Source organism: Tritonibacter scottomollicae (assembly GCF_032924845.1).
Classification (GTDB): domain Bacteria; phylum Pseudomonadota; class Alphaproteobacteria; order Rhodobacterales; family Rhodobacteraceae; genus Epibacterium; species Epibacterium scottomollicae.
Genome location: NZ_CP136704.1, coordinates 3,999,523 through 4,015,092 on the forward strand (window position 1 = coordinate 3,999,523; position 15,570 = coordinate 4,015,092).

General features: G+C 63.2%; 15 protein-coding genes. 6 read left to right on the top strand and 9 right to left on the bottom strand.

All coding sequences use genetic code 11. The features are described 5' to 3' along the window. Positions 1–38 precede the first annotated feature (38 nt). Positions 39–833, top strand: coding sequence for an ORF6N domain-containing protein (locus R1T40_RS19775; protein ID WP_106163886.1), 795 nt, complete (start codon positions 39–41; stop codon positions 831–833). Positions 834–867: 34 nt separating this feature from the next. Here the strand turns inward: R1T40_RS19775 and R1T40_RS19780 are convergent, their stop codons facing one another. From R1T40_RS19780 to R1T40_RS19790, 3 genes are all read right to left on the bottom strand, one after another. Continuing rightward, complete coding sequence (locus tag R1T40_RS19780) at positions 868–1,545, bottom strand: FadR/GntR family transcriptional regulator (RefSeq protein WP_317385364.1); 678 nt, start codon at positions 1,543–1,545, stop codon at positions 868–870. Further along, positions 1,536–2,372 carry a sulfite exporter TauE/SafE family protein gene (locus R1T40_RS19785; protein WP_317385365.1) on the bottom strand — a complete coding sequence of 279 codons (837 nt, stop codon included), beginning with the start codon at positions 2,370–2,372 and terminating at the stop codon, positions 1,536–1,538. The genes R1T40_RS19780 and R1T40_RS19785 overlap by 10 nt, the downstream gene beginning before the upstream one ends. 110 nt (positions 2,373–2,482) lie before the next feature. Further along, a complete protein-coding gene (locus tag R1T40_RS19790; protein ID WP_317385366.1) occupies positions 2,483–3,679 on the bottom strand; it encodes an ROK family transcriptional regulator in 1,197 nt (398 codons plus the stop codon). A gap of 186 nt (positions 3,680–3,865) precedes the next feature. Between R1T40_RS19790 and R1T40_RS19795 the strand changes: the two genes are divergently transcribed. From R1T40_RS19795 to R1T40_RS19815, 5 genes are all read left to right on the top strand, one after another. Next, positions 3,866–4,882, top strand: coding sequence for a sugar ABC transporter substrate-binding protein (locus R1T40_RS19795; protein ID WP_106163882.1), 1,017 nt, complete (start codon positions 3,866–3,868; stop codon positions 4,880–4,882). Positions 4,883–5,027: 145 nt separating this feature from the next. Beyond that, positions 5,028–6,089, top strand: a complete 1,062-nt coding sequence (locus R1T40_RS19800) for an ABC transporter permease (RefSeq protein ID WP_317385367.1) — start codon at positions 5,028–5,030, stop codon at positions 6,087–6,089. Next, positions 6,089–6,865, top strand: coding sequence for an ATP-binding cassette domain-containing protein (locus R1T40_RS19805; protein ID WP_106163880.1), 777 nt, complete (start codon positions 6,089–6,091; stop codon positions 6,863–6,865). Before R1T40_RS19800 ends, R1T40_RS19805 begins: the two co-directional genes overlap by 1 nt. Continuing rightward, on the top strand, positions 6,865–7,488 hold the full coding sequence (locus R1T40_RS19810) for a nucleoside triphosphate hydrolase (RefSeq protein ID WP_317385368.1): 624 nt from the start codon (positions 6,865–6,867) through the stop codon (positions 7,486–7,488). Before R1T40_RS19805 ends, R1T40_RS19810 begins: the two co-directional genes overlap by 1 nt. Before the next feature lie 39 nt (positions 7,489–7,527). After that, complete coding sequence (locus tag R1T40_RS19815) at positions 7,528–8,193, top strand: D-lyxose/D-mannose family sugar isomerase (protein ID WP_317385369.1); 666 nt, start codon at positions 7,528–7,530, stop codon at positions 8,191–8,193. A gap of 99 nt (positions 8,194–8,292) precedes the next feature. Here R1T40_RS19815 and R1T40_RS19820 read toward each other — a convergent pair whose 3' ends face one another. The 6 genes from R1T40_RS19820 to R1T40_RS19845 form a co-directional block, all read right to left on the bottom strand. Then, complete coding sequence (locus tag R1T40_RS19820; RefSeq protein WP_317385370.1) at positions 8,293–8,844, bottom strand: P-loop NTPase family protein; 552 nt, start codon at positions 8,842–8,844, stop codon at positions 8,293–8,295. Positions 8,845–9,061: 217 nt separating this feature from the next. Then, positions 9,062–9,937: an NAD(P)H-binding protein gene (locus R1T40_RS19825; RefSeq protein ID WP_317385371.1), complete on the bottom strand. Its 876-nt coding sequence runs from the start codon at positions 9,935–9,937 to the stop codon at positions 9,062–9,064. Between the two features lie 225 nt (positions 9,938–10,162). Then, on the bottom strand, positions 10,163–12,352 hold the full coding sequence (locus tag R1T40_RS19830) for a xanthine dehydrogenase family protein molybdopterin-binding subunit (RefSeq protein ID WP_317385372.1): 2,190 nt from the start codon (positions 12,350–12,352) through the stop codon (positions 10,163–10,165). Between the two features lie 4 nt (positions 12,353–12,356). Continuing rightward, positions 12,357–12,821 carry a (2Fe-2S)-binding protein gene (locus R1T40_RS19835; RefSeq protein WP_106163874.1) on the bottom strand — a complete coding sequence of 155 codons (465 nt, stop codon included), beginning with the start codon at positions 12,819–12,821 and terminating at the stop codon, positions 12,357–12,359. 341 nt (positions 12,822–13,162) lie between these two features. Further along, positions 13,163–14,194, bottom strand: a complete 1,032-nt coding sequence (locus R1T40_RS19840) for an AraC family transcriptional regulator (protein WP_317385373.1) — start codon at positions 14,192–14,194, stop codon at positions 13,163–13,165. Between the two features lie 309 nt (positions 14,195–14,503). After that, positions 14,504–15,478 carry an alpha/beta hydrolase family protein gene (locus R1T40_RS19845; RefSeq protein ID WP_317385374.1) on the bottom strand — a complete coding sequence of 325 codons (975 nt, stop codon included), beginning with the start codon at positions 15,476–15,478 and terminating at the stop codon, positions 14,504–14,506. Between the last annotated feature and the right edge of the window lie 92 nt (positions 15,479–15,570).

Genomic DNA, 15,570 nt, shown 5'->3' on the forward strand with positions numbered 1-15,570 from the left:
TCATTGACGTTTCACCGATAGGAGCCCTGCGCGCGCGCATGACGGATCAGACATTGACCACACCGCAGATTTTTACCTTTCGCGGCCAACCGGTGATCCGCGACGCCGATTTGGCCGCATTGTTCGATTACACCACCGGCAACCTCAACAAACTGGTGAGCAATAACACCGATCGTTTTGGCGAGGATTTTGCCTTTCGCCTCGATGCAGAAGAATTCGCCGACTTGAAATTCCAACTTGGAATATCAAAAGGCCATGGTGGCCTGCGCACGCCGCCGCTCATGTATACAGAGCATGGCGCGGTGATGGCCGCGACGCTGATGCGCTCACCACGCGCGGCCGAAGCGTCGCGCTTTGTGATCAAGACCTTTGTCGCCGCCCGCCGGGGACTGCTGGCAAAGGCGAAGGGCCAGAACCTGCCTCTGTCGCTGCCGGTGAACGACCTGCTGCCCATTGCCGGAGGCGAGCGCAGCGGGCTGGTTGCAAAACTGGATGCGGCGCTGGGCAGGGTGCTTGACGCGATCGCGGACCCGGAGCAGGAAACCACCGTGCGTGACGAGGCCCGTGCCATCGCGCTGGAAGGGCTGTCCGCGATCAAGGCGCATCTGAAGAAACAGGATATCGCCAATGAAAAGACCCTCGCCGAGGTGCAGAAACTGCTCAAGGAGGCCGAGGCCATCGACGCCGAAATCTCGGCCCGTCACATCGAGAACAACCACCGCCAGCTTGCCTATCTGGCCAAGCAGCTCCGGATTGTAATCGAGGTGCAGCGCTATCTGGAACAGGGAGACGTCGACAACCTACTGGCGGTTCTCAAGGACCTTGGTGGCTGACAGGACGGAGTCGCCACCGGGGCTCGTACGCTTTTCAGCCCTCGGCGCGCCCCAAGGTCTGCCAGACCTGCTCCAGATGCGCGCGCATCGCAAGACGCGCCGCTTCTGACTGACCGGCGCAGATCGCGTCACAAATGGTCGTATGCGCGTCGGAAATCCGCGAGATTTCGTCCACGCCGAGAACGTCTTGCCGCACGCGCGTCCAATCTGCTGCCTGCCGCAGGCTGCGAATTTCCTCAAACAGCGTCAGAAAAACCGCGTTCCCGGCCATTTGCGCGATCTTGTAGTGAAACAGATCATCGGCCCGTTCATAGCTGGCGGCGTCGGCCGCAGACCGTGTGGCTTTGCTCAGCTGCGCCAGGCGCACCTTGTCCTCTGCGCGGCCTCGCTCTGCCGCATGCGCGGCCAGTGCGGGTTCCAGATCAAGGCGAACCTCCATCAGATCGTGGGGAGAGACACGCTGGGCCAGCGCGCCGAGCCGCTCGGCGCCCTGCACGGGTGGGGGCTGCAAAAAGGTGCCCTGCCCATGGCGGCGAAATACCAGCCCGTCGCTGGCCAGATCATCCAATATCCCGCGCAATTGCGCGCGGGATACGGACAGTCGCTGTGCCAACGCACGTTCCGGCAGCAGGCGCCCGTTTTCTGCCAGCTCCCCGCTCAGGATCGCCTGACGCAGGGCCTCGGCGCCGGGGGCAGGTGGCTTCAGAGCCATCCGGCCTGCTCGGCCAGATCCGCAACCATGCGCAGCGAGGTCGCCATCAGGAACAGTCCGAACGACAGCTTCAGCGCCCGGCGCGGGATCGAATGGGCGAGTTTCACGCCCACGCGCGCAAATGTGGTGGATAGCGGGATGATGATCGCCGCCAGCAGCAGGTTCACATAGCCCAGCGACATCGGTGGCAGACCTTCGGCACCGAACCCCGTCGCCATGTAGATCAGGGCGCCCGGCAGGCCGATGATGAACCCGATCGCGGCTGATGTGCCGACCGCCTTGCGGATGTCATAGCCAAGAAAGCTGAGCGTCGGCACGCAGACGGAGCCACCGCCGATCCCCATCATCGCCGAGACCGCACCGGCAAACACGCCCAGACCAGCCCAGACGGGTGTGGAGAATGATCTCGGTTCTGGGGTTTCCTTGGGTTTGCGCAAAATCATGTCGATGGCAACAGCCATGGCAACGGTGGCAAAGACCACGATGAGAACATTGCCCGAGACCAGCCCGCCCAAAACCCCGCCGATGACGACACCCGCCAGGATCGACGGCGCCCAGAGCTTCAGCAGCGCCATGTCGATAGCGCCTTTCTTGTAGTGCCCATAGCCCGACGACAGCGCAGTAAAGACGATGGTGGCCAGTGACGTGCCAACGGCAACCTGCATGGTCAGCGCCGGATCCATGCCGGTCAGGGCCAGTGCGAAATAGAGTGCGGGCACGATGACAATACCGCCCCCCACGCCCAGCAGGCCGGCAAGAATGCCCCCGGCAACCCCTGCAGCAGCGGCAACGCCCGCCAGGGGCAATAGCGTTTCAATTTCCAACATGTGTCTCTCGCCCTGACTTCTGGCCTCGATGGGAGGCAACCAATTTCAGATTGGTTGTAAGCCGCGCATAAATCACCCGTCAACCCTCGCCGGTGGGGCAGGGTCGCGTCTCAGGACGCCGGAGCAAACCCGGCGTGCGTGTCCATCAGATATTGCGCGATCAGGGGTTTGGCAGCGGCTCCAAGGGCAGAGGCATGGGCGCCAATCTCACCCTCTGCCACAACGGGTCGGATCAACCCGCGTACGTCCAGCGTTGGCAGCTCGGCGCGTACCCGATCCACGAGACGCGCGCGCAGGGACGGGGGCATGGCGCCATCTATCACCACAGCCTGAAAATCGATGACGGCACAGGTTGCAAGAGCCGCGCGCGCCAGCGCAACAGCGGTGTCTTCCAGCCATTGCGCCACATGCTCTTCCAGACGGCTCCAGTCCTGCGGTTGCGTCCACAGCACGATCGGATCGATATTGACCTCCACCAGTCTCCGTTCCAGCTCGCGGATCGACGCGGTGTCGAGCAGGCGTCCGTCGCTTCCATCGGGACGGCGCGTGGGCAGCGGGCCGAGCGCCCCTGCGTTGCCCATGCTGCCCTCATAGACAGAATTGTTCAGCACCACGCCGCCGCCGGCAAATGATGCGATGAAGAAGTAGATGCTGTCCCGCCAGGCGCGGCTGGCGCCGAACATGTGCTCCGCGCGACAGGCGGCGGTCGCATCGTTGATGACAAAGCATCGCAGGGGGCTGAACCGGGCGATTTCGGTCACCGGGCACAGCTCTTTCCAGGCCTGAAGACTGGTCTTTGGTGCGCCGGCCTGTGCGTGCCAGCGCCACAGGTCAAAGGGGGTCGCGACGCCGATACCGCAGATGCGGTCGCGCTGATCTGCGGTCAGGTCGGACCCGATGTCGCGCAGGCTGGTTTCTATAAAGCCGAACACCTCGTCAGGTTGCGGGTATCGATACCGCAGGCGGCGCTCGGCGCGAATGCCTCCGCTGAAATCGATCAGCATCAAGTCGGTGCTGCGCCGCCCGATCTTGATGCCATAGGAAAACAGCCCCTCGGAGTTGATGCCCATGGGCACCGAGGGTTTCCCGACGCGTCCCTTCTGGCTCTCGCCACGCAGGATCAGCCCATCTTGCTCCAGTTTGCGCAGAATGACCGACACCGTTTGCGACGACAGGCCGGTGCGCCGTGCCATCTCGCTGCCCGGCATGGCGCCGTCCTGATGCAGGACCGACAGCATCAACCGTTCATTATGCGCGCGCACCTCGCTCTGATTTGCGCCGCTGGTATAGGGACGTGTCTCTGGCATGTGCGGTCTATGCGCTCCTCCTCCACATGAGGCAAGAGCGTGCCGCTGGATAGTTAATAAATCAAGTTGAATTATTTATTGACAGTGGCGAGGAATCGCGGCTTTCATGCGGGCAGGCGACGCACCCGCCAAGGGAGAACAGGGTGGGGCGAAGCGACATGCAATACGCGTTTCTGGGAGGAGACCATGAAGAAACTTCTGCTGACCACCATCGCTGGTGTGGGCCTGATTGCCGGTGCCGCACAGGCCGATGACAAGGTGACTGCCTGCCTGATCACCAAAACCGACACCAACCCCTTCTTCGTGAAGATGAAGGAAGGCGCCACCGCCAAGGCCGAAGAACTTGGCATGGAGCTCAAGTCCTTTGCCGGCAAGATCGACGGCGATCATGAAACGCAAGTTGCAGCGATTGAGACCTGCATCGCGGATGGGGCCAAGGGCATCCTGCTCACCGCGTCCGACACCTCGTCCATCGTGCCCGCAGTGCAGCAGGCGCGCGACGCGGGCCTTGTGGTGATTGCGCTGGACACGCCGCTCAGCCCGATCGACGCGGCGGATGCGACCTTTGCGACTGACAACTTCCTCGCCGGTGAGCTGATCGGCCAATGGGCTGCCGCTGCACTGGGTGAGGACGCAGCCGACGCCAAAATCGGCATGCTCGATCTGGCGGTCAGCCAGCCCACCGTTGGCGTGCTGCGCGATCAGGGGTTCCTTCAGGGCTTTGGCATCGACCTTGGTGATCCCAACAAATGGGGCGATGAGGACGACGCGCGCATCATCGGCAATGACGTGACAGCCGGGAATGAAGAGGGCGGTCGCAGGGCGATGGAGAACCTGCTCGCCAAGGATCCGATGATCAATGTGGTCTATACCATCAACGAACCCGCTGCCGCCGGTGCCTATGAGGCACTGAAATCCATCGGGCGCGAGAATGACGTTCTGATCGTCTCTGTCGATGGTGGCTGCCCCGGCGTGCAGAACGTCAAGGACGGCGTGATCGGCGCGACGTCGCAGCAGTACCCGTTGATGATGGCGTCCCTCGGTGTTGAGGCCATTAAGAAATGGGCCGACGAAGGCGTGAAGCCGGAACCAACACCGGGCAAGGATTTCTTTGATACTGGCGTTGCACTGGTGACCGACAAACCCGTGGATGGCGTTGACAGCATCGACACCGAAGAGGGCACCAACCTCTGCTGGGGTTGAGCTGACACAGAGGGGACGTATGCGCCCCCTCTCTCTCGACACACAATACCAATGGGGTGGACATGCGTGCCCGCCCCATTGGCCTCTCGGACCACAAGAGAAAATACACCAACCCCGCTGACATCGGGTGATTTGGAGGAGCATCATGTCTACCCCGCAGAGCTATGAAGCCGCTGTCACCGGAAGCCCGGATCAGGTGGCAGAGTTCGATCAGGGCCATCAGAGTTTTATCCAGAGGCTCCAACACGCGCTGCATGTGACGCCTTCGCTGGTGCCGCTGATCGTGCTGATCCTGTCGATCGTGACCTTTGGTGTGCTGCTGGGGTCGAAATTCTTCTCTCCCTTCGCGCTGACCCTGATCCTGCAGCAGGTGGCCATCGTTGGCATCGTGGCCAGCGCGCAATCGCTGGTGATCCTGACCGCGGGCATCGACCTGTCGGTGGGCGCGATCATGGTGCTGAGTTCGGTGGTCATGGGTCAGTTCACCTTCCGCTACGGGCTGCCGCCGGCGCTCGGGGTGGCGTGCGGGCTGATGTGCGGCGCCGCCTGCGGTTTTGTGAATGGCTGGCTGGTCGCACGGATGAAGCTGCCGCCCTTCATCGTGACCCTCGGCATGTGGCAAATCGTGCTGGCGGGCAATTTCCTCTATTCCGCCAATGAAACCATTCGCAGCCAGGAAATATCCGCCGAGGCACCTTTCCTGCAGTTCTTTGGCGAGAAGTTCAAAATCGGCGGTGCGGTTTTCACCTATGGCGTGCTGTTCATGGTGCTCTTGGTGCTGATCCTCGCATATGTGCTGCGCCACACCGCTTGGGGGCGACACGTCTATGCGGTGGGCGATGACAAGGAGGCGGCGGAGCTGTCCGGCGTCAACACCGACAAGGTGTTGATCTCGGTCTACATGCTGTCGGGCCTGATCTGCGCCTTTGCCGGCTGGGCCCTGATCGGACGCATCGGCTCGGTCTCGCCCACCTCCGGCCAGCTCGCCAATATCGAGAGCATCACCGCGGTGGTGATCGGGGGCATTTCGCTCTTTGGCGGACGCGGCTCGGTGCTGGGCACCTTCTTCGGCGCGTTGATCGTCGGGGTCTTCACCCTCGGGTTACGGCTGCTGGGGGCGGACGCGCAATGGACCTATCTGCTCATCGGTGTGCTCATCATCGCTGCCGTCGCAGTGGACCAGTGGATCAGAAAGGTATCGGTGTAATGGAACCCATTCTCAAAGGCCGCGGCCTGGTGAAACGCTACGGGCGCGTGACGGCCCTCGATCACTGCGATTTTGAGCTGATGCCGGGCGAGATCCTGGCGGTGATCGGCGACAACGGCGCTGGCAAATCCACCCTGATCAAGGCCCTGTCGGGGGCGGTGATCCCGGACGAGGGTACGGTGGAGCTGGACGGCAAACCGATCAATTTCCACTCGCCCATCGACGCCCGCGAAGCGGGGATCGAGACAGTTTATCAGACCCTCGCCATGTCTCCGGCGCTGTCGATCGCCGACAATATGTTCATGGGGCGCGAACTGCGCAAACCGGGCTGGCGCGGGCAGGTTCTGCGGCAGCTGGACCGGGCTCGCATGGAAACGATGGCGCGGGAAAAGCTCAACGATCTCGGGCTGATGACGATCCAGAACATCAATCAGGCGGTGGAAACCCTGTCCGGTGGCCAGCGTCAGGGCGTCGCCGTGGCCCGCGCGGCGGCCTTTGGCTCCAAGGTCATCATTCTGGATGAGCCGACGGCGGCGCTTGGCGTCAAGGAAAGCCGCCGGGTTCTGGAGCTTATTCAGGACGTGAAGTCGCGCGGCATTCCGATCATCCTGATCAGCCACAACATGCCGCATGTGTTTGAGGTCGCCGACCGCATCCATGTGCACCGACTGGGCAAGCGGCTCTGCGTGATTGACCCAAAACAGCATGAGATGTCCGATGCGGTGGCCTATATGACCGGCGCCAAGGAGCCAGAGCAGGAAATGTCGGTGGCGTGATGCTGCGACGGATGGAAGAGCTGTGCGATGCGGTGCTGGCCCGGCTGGACCTGTCGGGCGGGGGGCGTCGACTGGTTGCCCTGTCCGGTGCGCCGGGCAGCGGTAAATCGACCCTTTCGGAGCCACTGGCGGCCATGCTGACAGAGCGCGGCGTCCGGTCTGAGGTCGTGCCGATGGACGGGTTCCACTTGGACAATCGCTTGCTGAAAGCACGCGGATTGATGCCGCGAAAGGGCGCGCCGGAGACATTCGATCTGGGCGGTTTTGCCCGACTCTGCCATGCGCTGCGCGCGGATGATGAGGTGGTCTACCCGCTGTTCGACCGCAGTCGCGATCTTGCTATCGCCGGTGCGGCGCATGTGGGGCAGGACTGCAGCGTGGCGGTGATCGAAGGCAACTACCTGTTGTTCGACGAACCCGGCTGGCGCGATCTGGCGGATCTGTGGGACGTATCGATCCGACTGGATGTTCCGCTTGCGGACCTGGAGGCGCGGCTGGTGCAGCGCTGGTTGACCCATGGCCTTGATCAGGCCGCGGCAGAGGCGCGGGCGCGGGGCAATGATCTTGCCAATGCGCAGCGCATCGCGAGCGCCAGACTGCCCGCCGATCTGACATGGCGTTGAGGCGGGGCGCACCAAAAATGACGATCAAGGAGACCGGGCATGAAACGCTCTGAGGTAAACGATATTCTGGACCGCAGTTGGTCCTTCATCAAAAGTCACGGCATGCATCTTCCGCCCTTCGCCCATTGGACGCCGGAGCAAATGCGCGCTCCGGAGGCTGCAGATATCCGCACTCGTGGCCTTGGCTGGGATATCACGGACTACGGGCAGGGTCGGTTTGACGAGCTGGGTCTGTTCCTGTTCACCACCCGCAACGGCAGCCACGCCGATCTGAGCGCCGGACGAGGGATGCTCTATGCGGAGAAGGTCATGATCTCACGCCGCGATCAGTTGTCGCCGATGCATCGTCACGTCATCAAGGCCGAGGACATCATCAACCGCGGCGGCGGCACCTTGGTGATTGAGCTGTTCGCGCCGGATGCAGAAGGCGGCATTGACCGTTCGGCCGATGTGACTGTGCCCACGGACGGGATTGCGCGGACGCTGCCTGCCGGTGGCAAGCTGATGCTGCAACCGGGCGAGAGCGTCACCCTCATGCCGGGCATCTGGCATGCGTTCTGGGCGGAGGGAAGCGATTGTCTGATCGGCGAGGTCTCGACCGTCAATGATGACCGGACCGATAATGTGTTCGAGATGAAGATCGGTCGCTTCAGCGATATTGACGAGGATGTCGCACCGTCTCATCTGCTGGTGTCGGACTACTGATCCGCGCGCCGGGTGATGGCGGTGTGCGGCCTTCATCACGGGCGATCTAGGTGCAATATCTCGGGGCTTTCAGTGCCATGCAGGGCGCAGACTGCGCAGCTATCCCGTCTGCATTCCGCCTGAGGGAGTTCCACCGGTCCGGTCTGCCGACAGGCTGTCGAGGAACCTGTCGACGTCGCGCAGGGTGTGCAGAACATGTACGGATTTCTCCGCCCGGGCCTGCGTAATCAGACGTCTGATCTGGTCGCGCGAGGACCGGCGGGTTCGCCAAATAAAACGATAGAACTCTAAGCTGAACCGCTCCGGGCAGCCTTCGGGCATGTCGGGACGGCTGCGCCCCCAGTAGAACAGCGAGCGGCGGATCACCCGCCAGATCCGCCGCCCCAGCGGCACATCAAGCCAGATCACCGTATCGGCCCGCGCCAGTCGCTCGGCCCAAGTGGCGGAATGGCCACCCTCGAAGATCCATTGAGCGCGCGCGTGGACCTCTGCGCAAAGGCGGTTTTTTTCGTCGCGCGGACGCTCGACCCAGCCCGGGGACCAGTGGATATGATCGATGTGAAAGACCGGCAGTCCGGTGCGGGCGCCGAGCTTTTGCGCCACGGTGGATTTGCCGGAGCCCGGCTGTCCAAGGATCATCACCCGTTGCATCGCGACCTCCCGGTGTCCGCAGCTGTGTAAATTCAAGGCGACGAGGGCTACCACCACAGGTTGCGCAAAACAAGATTGTTTCCGAAAAATAGGTCAACTCTCCTGACGCAATGTTTCGCGCGCGAAACAATAGGTCAGGAGGTGTGATCTATCATACTGATTTTTTTAAATTTTAATGAGGTTTCGTGATGTGGGCGTCCGGCGCAACGGCAACGGCTCAGCTGGCGGGGAAGGTCTGGCTCAGATCCCTGTGCTGCGGCGTCCAGCCCGTGGCCTCGATCAGGCGTCTGGCCGAAAGCCGTTGATCCAGCATCGGCCCTTCGGCCCAGTCCCCCTCGCGGGCGAGCACCTCGGCGCGGGGACGGCAGGTCAGCTGGCCGTTATGCCCGGATGCACGGGCGAGGGTGGCGGCGATCACGCCAATCTCGACTCCGGTCTGGGCGACGGCATTGAAGTGACCGGTGAGCCCCTGCATCTCTGCCAGCAGCTGGTAGGCGAGGGCGAGATCATCGCGATGGACCAGTGGCCAGCGGATATCAGGATGGCCGCGGATCTCGATGGGGCGGTGGGCACGGATGTCGGCAAGCATGTCATCGAACACGCCGCCGCCTGCGTGATAGACCATGGCGGGGTGGATCACCGCTGTGGAGAGGCCGGGGCATCGGATCAGCAGATCAGCGTGGTCGAGCATCCAGGCAAAGGCGGGGATCGGGGCAAATCCGCATGCCTCGTCGACGATCCGCCCGCCGGTGTCACCATAGAGCCAGCAGCCCCCGGTATAGATCACCCGCAGCGGGCTGTTGCGGGTCGCGCCCACATCGAGAAGCGCATCCACCACCGCGCGGTCGGCCTCTGCCATGTCGGTGTCGAAGGTGGCGGCGGCCTGGATCACCGTGTCCTGATCTCTCAGCGCATGGGCCCAGCCCCGGGGTGCGCGCATGTCGCCGCGTTGGACGGCGGCGCCCCGTCGCGCCACCGCAGAGGCGCTGTGGTCGGAGCGGCAGAGGGCGGTGACCTGATGGCCCGCAGCCACGAGGGTGCTGAGGATTGCGCTGCCGATGGAGCCGGTGGCGCCGAGAAGGAAAATTTGCATGTGCATGGTCTCCGATAATTTTGATCGGAGACCTTTGTCACGGCTCAACCATGGTTGAGGGCAAGTGGTTTTTCAAACAGGTGCGAGGACAGCTGCAACGTTAGGTGCAACGGCAGGCGCAAACGCAGGACCACAGGCGCAAACGCAGGACAGCAGGCGCAAAAAAAGGGGCGCCCGAAGGCGCCCCCTGATGTCGTTGCAAAGTCCTGACTACCGCAGGCGGGATCAGGCGAAATAGACACCGGCCTCGGCCATCGGCAGCTCCGCCACCAGCTCGCTGTCCTCGGACAGGGCGGCAATGGCGTTGGCCAGAGCCGGGGCCGAGGGCGGGGTGCCCGGCTCGCCGATGCCGGTGGGGGCAACGGTCGAGGGCATGATATGGGTCTCGATCATCTTGATGTCCGAGATCCGCAGCGGCTCGTAGTCGGGGAAGTTCGACTGCTCCACCGCGCCATCCGACAGGGTGATCTGGTCGCGCATGGCGTGCCCGATGCCGTAGCCGATACCGCCCTCGATCTGGGCCGTGATGACATCCGGGTTGATGGCGATGCCGCAGTCGACCGCCGCCGTGACCTTTTCGATCACGATGCCATCGTCGATGTTGCCGGAAATCTCCACCACCTCCGCGACGTAGGAGCCGAAGGATTTATGCACCGCGATGCCCTGAGCGCGGCCCGTGGGTGCCTTGCCCCAACCGGCCTTGTCGGCGGCCAGCCTCAGCACGCCGGCCTTGCGGGTCTGGTCGGCCTCATCGCCGGTCAGATGCGCCAGGCGGAACTCCACCGGGTCGCGACCTGCGGCACGGGCGGCCATGTCCATCATGGTCTCCATCACATAGGCCGTGTGGGTGTGTCCGACCGAGCGCCACCACAGCACCGAGGTTGCCTTTTGCGTGTCGGTGAGGCCGACGGCCATGCCCGGGATCTGGTAGGGGCTGTCGCCGATACCTTCGACGGAGGAATGGTCGATGCCGTCATGCACCATCATCGGCTCGAACGGGGTGCCCTTGGCGATGGATTGCCCGGCAACCTGATGCTCCCAGCCGGCGATCGTGCCATCGGCGTTGAGGCCCACGCGCACCCTGTGGCCGACGGCGGGACGGTAGTAGCCGCCGCGGATGTCGTCCTCGCGGGTCCACACCAGCTTCACCGGGCGGGTGCGGTCGGTCATCACAAAGGCGAGGCCCGCCTCCACCTGATAATCCGCATCCGGCGTTGCCCGGCGACCAAAGGAGCCGCCCGCCAGCATCGTCTTGATGTGGATCTTCTCGGGCGGCAGCTCAAAGATCTGCTGATAGGCCATATGCGGCCCGGTCGGCATCTGCGCGCCGTCATGCAGCACGATGTCACCCTCGGCGGTCTGCTCGATGGTGCAGTTCAGCGGCTCCATCGGGGCATGGGCCAGCAGCGGAAAGTAGAAGGTCTTCTCCACCACCGTGTCGGCGCCATCAACGGCGGATTTCACCGCTGCACGCTCGGCCTTGTTGACGTTGTAGGTGGGCTCTGCGTCAAGGGCGGCCATGATTTCATCGCGGATCTCATCGCTGGAGCGGGTTTCGGCCGCGGCCATGTCCCATTCGACCTCCAGCGCCTCGCGCGCCTGGATCGCCGCCCAGGTGTTTTCCGCATAGACCGCGACGCCGTGTTTGGTGGGCAGGGTCTGGGCCATGATGAAGCCCTTGACGTCCTTCGCGGCGCTGTCGTCGAAGGAGACCACAAGCCCGCCACGCTGAGGCGTGCGCTTGATCATGGTGACCATCTGGTTCGGCAGCTGCACATCCATGGCGAATTGCGCCTGACCGTTGACCTTGGCCGGGCTGTCGAGGCGGCGGGTCTTGGGGTTGCCGATGATCTTCCACTCCGACGGGTCGCGCAGGCGCGGCGCTTCGGGCGGCGTCATCTCGGCTGCGGCGGCGACAAAATCGCCGAGCGGCGCGCTGTTGCCCGCACCGGTCACCTGACCGTCGATGATGTCGAGCGCAGTGGCCTCAACACCCCAGGCCTGTGCGGCGGCGGCGATCAGCATTTCGCGGGCGGTGGCGCCGGCGGTGCGATACTGCTCCCAGGAGTTGGCGATGGCGGTGGAGCCGCCGGTGCCCTGAAAGGCGCCGAAGAACAGGTTATTGTAGACCGCCGGATCCGACGGTGCGAACTCAAAGCCGATCTGCTCCATCGTCACGCCGACTTCCTCGGCGATGATGGTGCTAAGGCCGGTGGCGGGGCCCTGACCCATCTCAAAGTGCTTGATGATGGCGATCACCTGACCACTGGCATCGATCTTCACAAACGGGGTCAGCATGGCGTCGGCGCTCTGGCCTGCGGCCATCGCGCCCTTGGCGGTGGCGCCGACGAAGAGGACGGCACCGGCGGCGGCAGCGGATTTCAGGAACCCGCGACGGGAGGTGTTCAGGGTCATGATCTCAGGCCTCCATGATTTCGGACGCGCGCAGCACGGCGGCGCGGATGCGTTGGTAGGTGGCGCAGCGGCAGGCGTTGCCCCACATGTAGCTGTCGACGTCTTCGGCGGTGGGTTTGGGGGTTTCGCGCAGCAGGCCGACGGCGGACATGATCTGGCCAGACTGGCAATAGCCGCATTGCACCACGTCAAGCTCGGTCCAGGCCTGTTGGACAGCGGCGCCGATCTTGTCGTCCTGGATCGCTTCGATGGTGGTGATCTCGGCATTCTCGATGTCATCGACATAGGTCTGGCAGGAGCGCACCGGCTCGCCATCCAGATGCACGGTACAGGCGCCGCAGGAGGCCACGCCGCAGCCGAATTTGGTTCCGGTCATCTTGAGGTCATCGCGGATCACCCAGAGTAGGGGGGTGCCCGGTTCGGCATCGACGGTCTTGGTCTCGCCGTTGATCTTGAGGGTAAAGCTCATGGCTTGCGGTCTCCTGTTGGGGTGGCGGCCCGCATGCGTGCGGCGGGCCATTGCCTGCAGGTCAAGGTGGGCGGATCGGGATGGGGGCCGGTCAGCCGTCTGGTGACTTCTCAATAAATAGGGTGCGGTGCGAGGGGTTCAAAAACAATTGGTGCCAAACTTCATGCAGATGTGGCCAGAGGGGTTTCACGTCAGGCGTTGCCTGACGCGACCAGCGGGGGCGCGGGCTCTGCGAGCCCGCGCCCCCGTCCGGCCCAACCGACGTGGCTGCATCTGTGATGCGGCGACGTTGGGCGGGAGAGCCCCCGGTCGTCGGGTGAAACGGGCCGATGCGGGTGGCCTCAGAGCGAGGTTATCAGATCGCCTGCGGCTAGCCGGGCGCGGGCCTGCAGCGGTGTCAGCCCGGTCCAGTTGCGAAAGGCCCGGTAGAAGGAATTCGGGTCGCTATAGGCCAGGAGATAGGAGATCTCCTCGACGCTGATGTCGTCTTGGCGCAGGTAGTGCAGCGCCAGCTCGGTGCGTGTCTCGTCGAGGACCGACTGGAAGGTCACGCCCTCCTGCGCGAGGTGACGGTAGAGCGTGCGTTTCGACATCACCACCTGACGGCAGACCGAATCTGCGGTGGAATGGCCCGAGGGCAGCAGTTCCAGCAGCGCCGACTTCACCCGCGCCGAGGTCGGTTGACTGGCGCGCCAGTCCAGCATCTGGCGGCGCAGCTCCTTCTCGAAGGCGGGCCAGACCTCGGTGGCCTCGGAAATCAGCCCGCGGGTGCTGTCCTCGGCTGACAGCAGAAAGCTGAGGCTTTCGCCCATGGTGATCCGGCAGCCGACCTCGGCTTCCAGATCCGCCAGATCAAGGTCCAGCGCCAACACCGAGGCCGGAAGCGTGACCGTGATCGGCACCACGTGATGCGCCGTGCAGGCGCGGATCACCTCCAGGAAGAACACCAGCTCAAAGACCGACGTTGCTGCCGGGATCGGACAGTCCGGCAGCGTCGAGGTGATGATCACTCGGGTGCGCCCCTCCATCCGGGCACAGGTGATCTGCACCGGTGCGACCAGCGGCTTGAAAACGTTCAGCCTCTCTAGCCCGGTCACCACGTCGGGGCTACAGGAAAACGCCAGAAGCGCTGGTTTGAACGGCGTGCGCGCGGACGTCTTGGCCAGATAAAACGCCCGCTCCAACGATCCGGCTTCGGCAAAGGTTGCCTCCCAGAGGGCAAAGATCTGGTGGCCCGAGACACCACGTTCCTCATGCGCCAGCATCTCGACGGGTAGACTGGCGCGGCGCATGATGTGTTCCGGCTCCACCTGCAGCACGGCGCAACACCCTTTCAGTGTTTTGACAAAGGGGAAACGCTCTGCTTGCGCCATGGGGACCTCATGTTCCGGGTTGGCCTGTGGGGGCAGGGAAAGGATACCAGTAGATCGGCACATTTCGTCGCAGTGCAAGGGGCGAGGCGGCGGATTCGCGGCAGTGGCACGATTTGCAGGTGGCTTGGCACGATTTATTCAGGGCACGGGGCCGGGTCACGCGCGCGTGCCGTCAAGGCTGAGACGTGTTTGCCAAGGCATCAGGGGATGGCCTGGCATGATGTGACCGCATCGGACCCTTGTGTCCGAAGCGGTCATGCGCAGAGCGTGCAGCCCGCGGCGGGTCGGATCCCGGCGGGCTCAGAGCCTCTACTTCGCACCAAGGAAGGCGCTGATCTTTGCGGCAATGGCTTTGTGGATCGCCAAACGGTTTGCCTGCGGTCCGGCGCATAATGTGTCGTCACCGCCATCCTCGCGTAGAATTTCTGCCCCAGCTTTGGTGCAAACGGAAAACGCGTCCGGGGCTGTGGCATCGAGAGACACAACAGAGGCGTCTTGTCCTGCTGCTTTTGACGACAGCCCCTCGCTGCCAAATGACATCAGAAGGACCGGAGAGTTTGCCGAAGAGGCATCTGGATCAAATCCAGGCAGGTATTCGGGGGCCAGCGCCACAGCGGAGGTGATGCGGGCGTCGCTCAAGGGCTGTTCCAATGGGGTCACATCTGTTTTGGACAGATCAACACCCTGACCTGCGTACCAGTCGCAATCCGGATTTCCGGCGTCTCTCCGCGCGCAGGATTGCCTATAGTGATCGGCATTAAATGCGTGGCCCGCCACCAGAAGCGCCGCCGTGCCGCCCAATGCAAATCCAACAGCAGAAATCTCGGCCTGATCAATGTGATCGCCCCAGACAGGGCTGTTCAGCATATGGTCCAAGGCACGGGTTATATCTTGGGGGCGCTGCCAGATTTCCCCGGTCGCGGCGGGTCCGTTTTGGGGGCGCGGCGAGTTTACTTCGACCACGATAGACCCGGCCTGTGCCAATGCCGCACTGAGCCATGCGCCTGTATCCATAGCGGAGCGCAAACCACCATGAGATACGATGATCAACGGATGTCGAGAGGTGGGAGTTGAAGCATCAACTGAGGCGGGTGTTCCGACGAAAACTGCATTGCCGCCGATCTTCGCCGAAGCCGTCTGGTCAGAGGGATACCATACTGACAGTGTAAGTGGGCGGTCGTTTAGGGTTGTGTCTTTGAGGCGCGTGTAACCGGGGGCGGCATCCGCAAGCAAAGGTGTCGTGATCGCTACAAGCGGGATGGCAAAGGACTGAATGAATTTCATTGGGATCTCCACAAAACTGAGCGGGATAGAAGCTGATTCCACTCGGGCTGGCAATGACAGGGTTGTCCGCCAAGCCGCTTTCCTTGACGCTG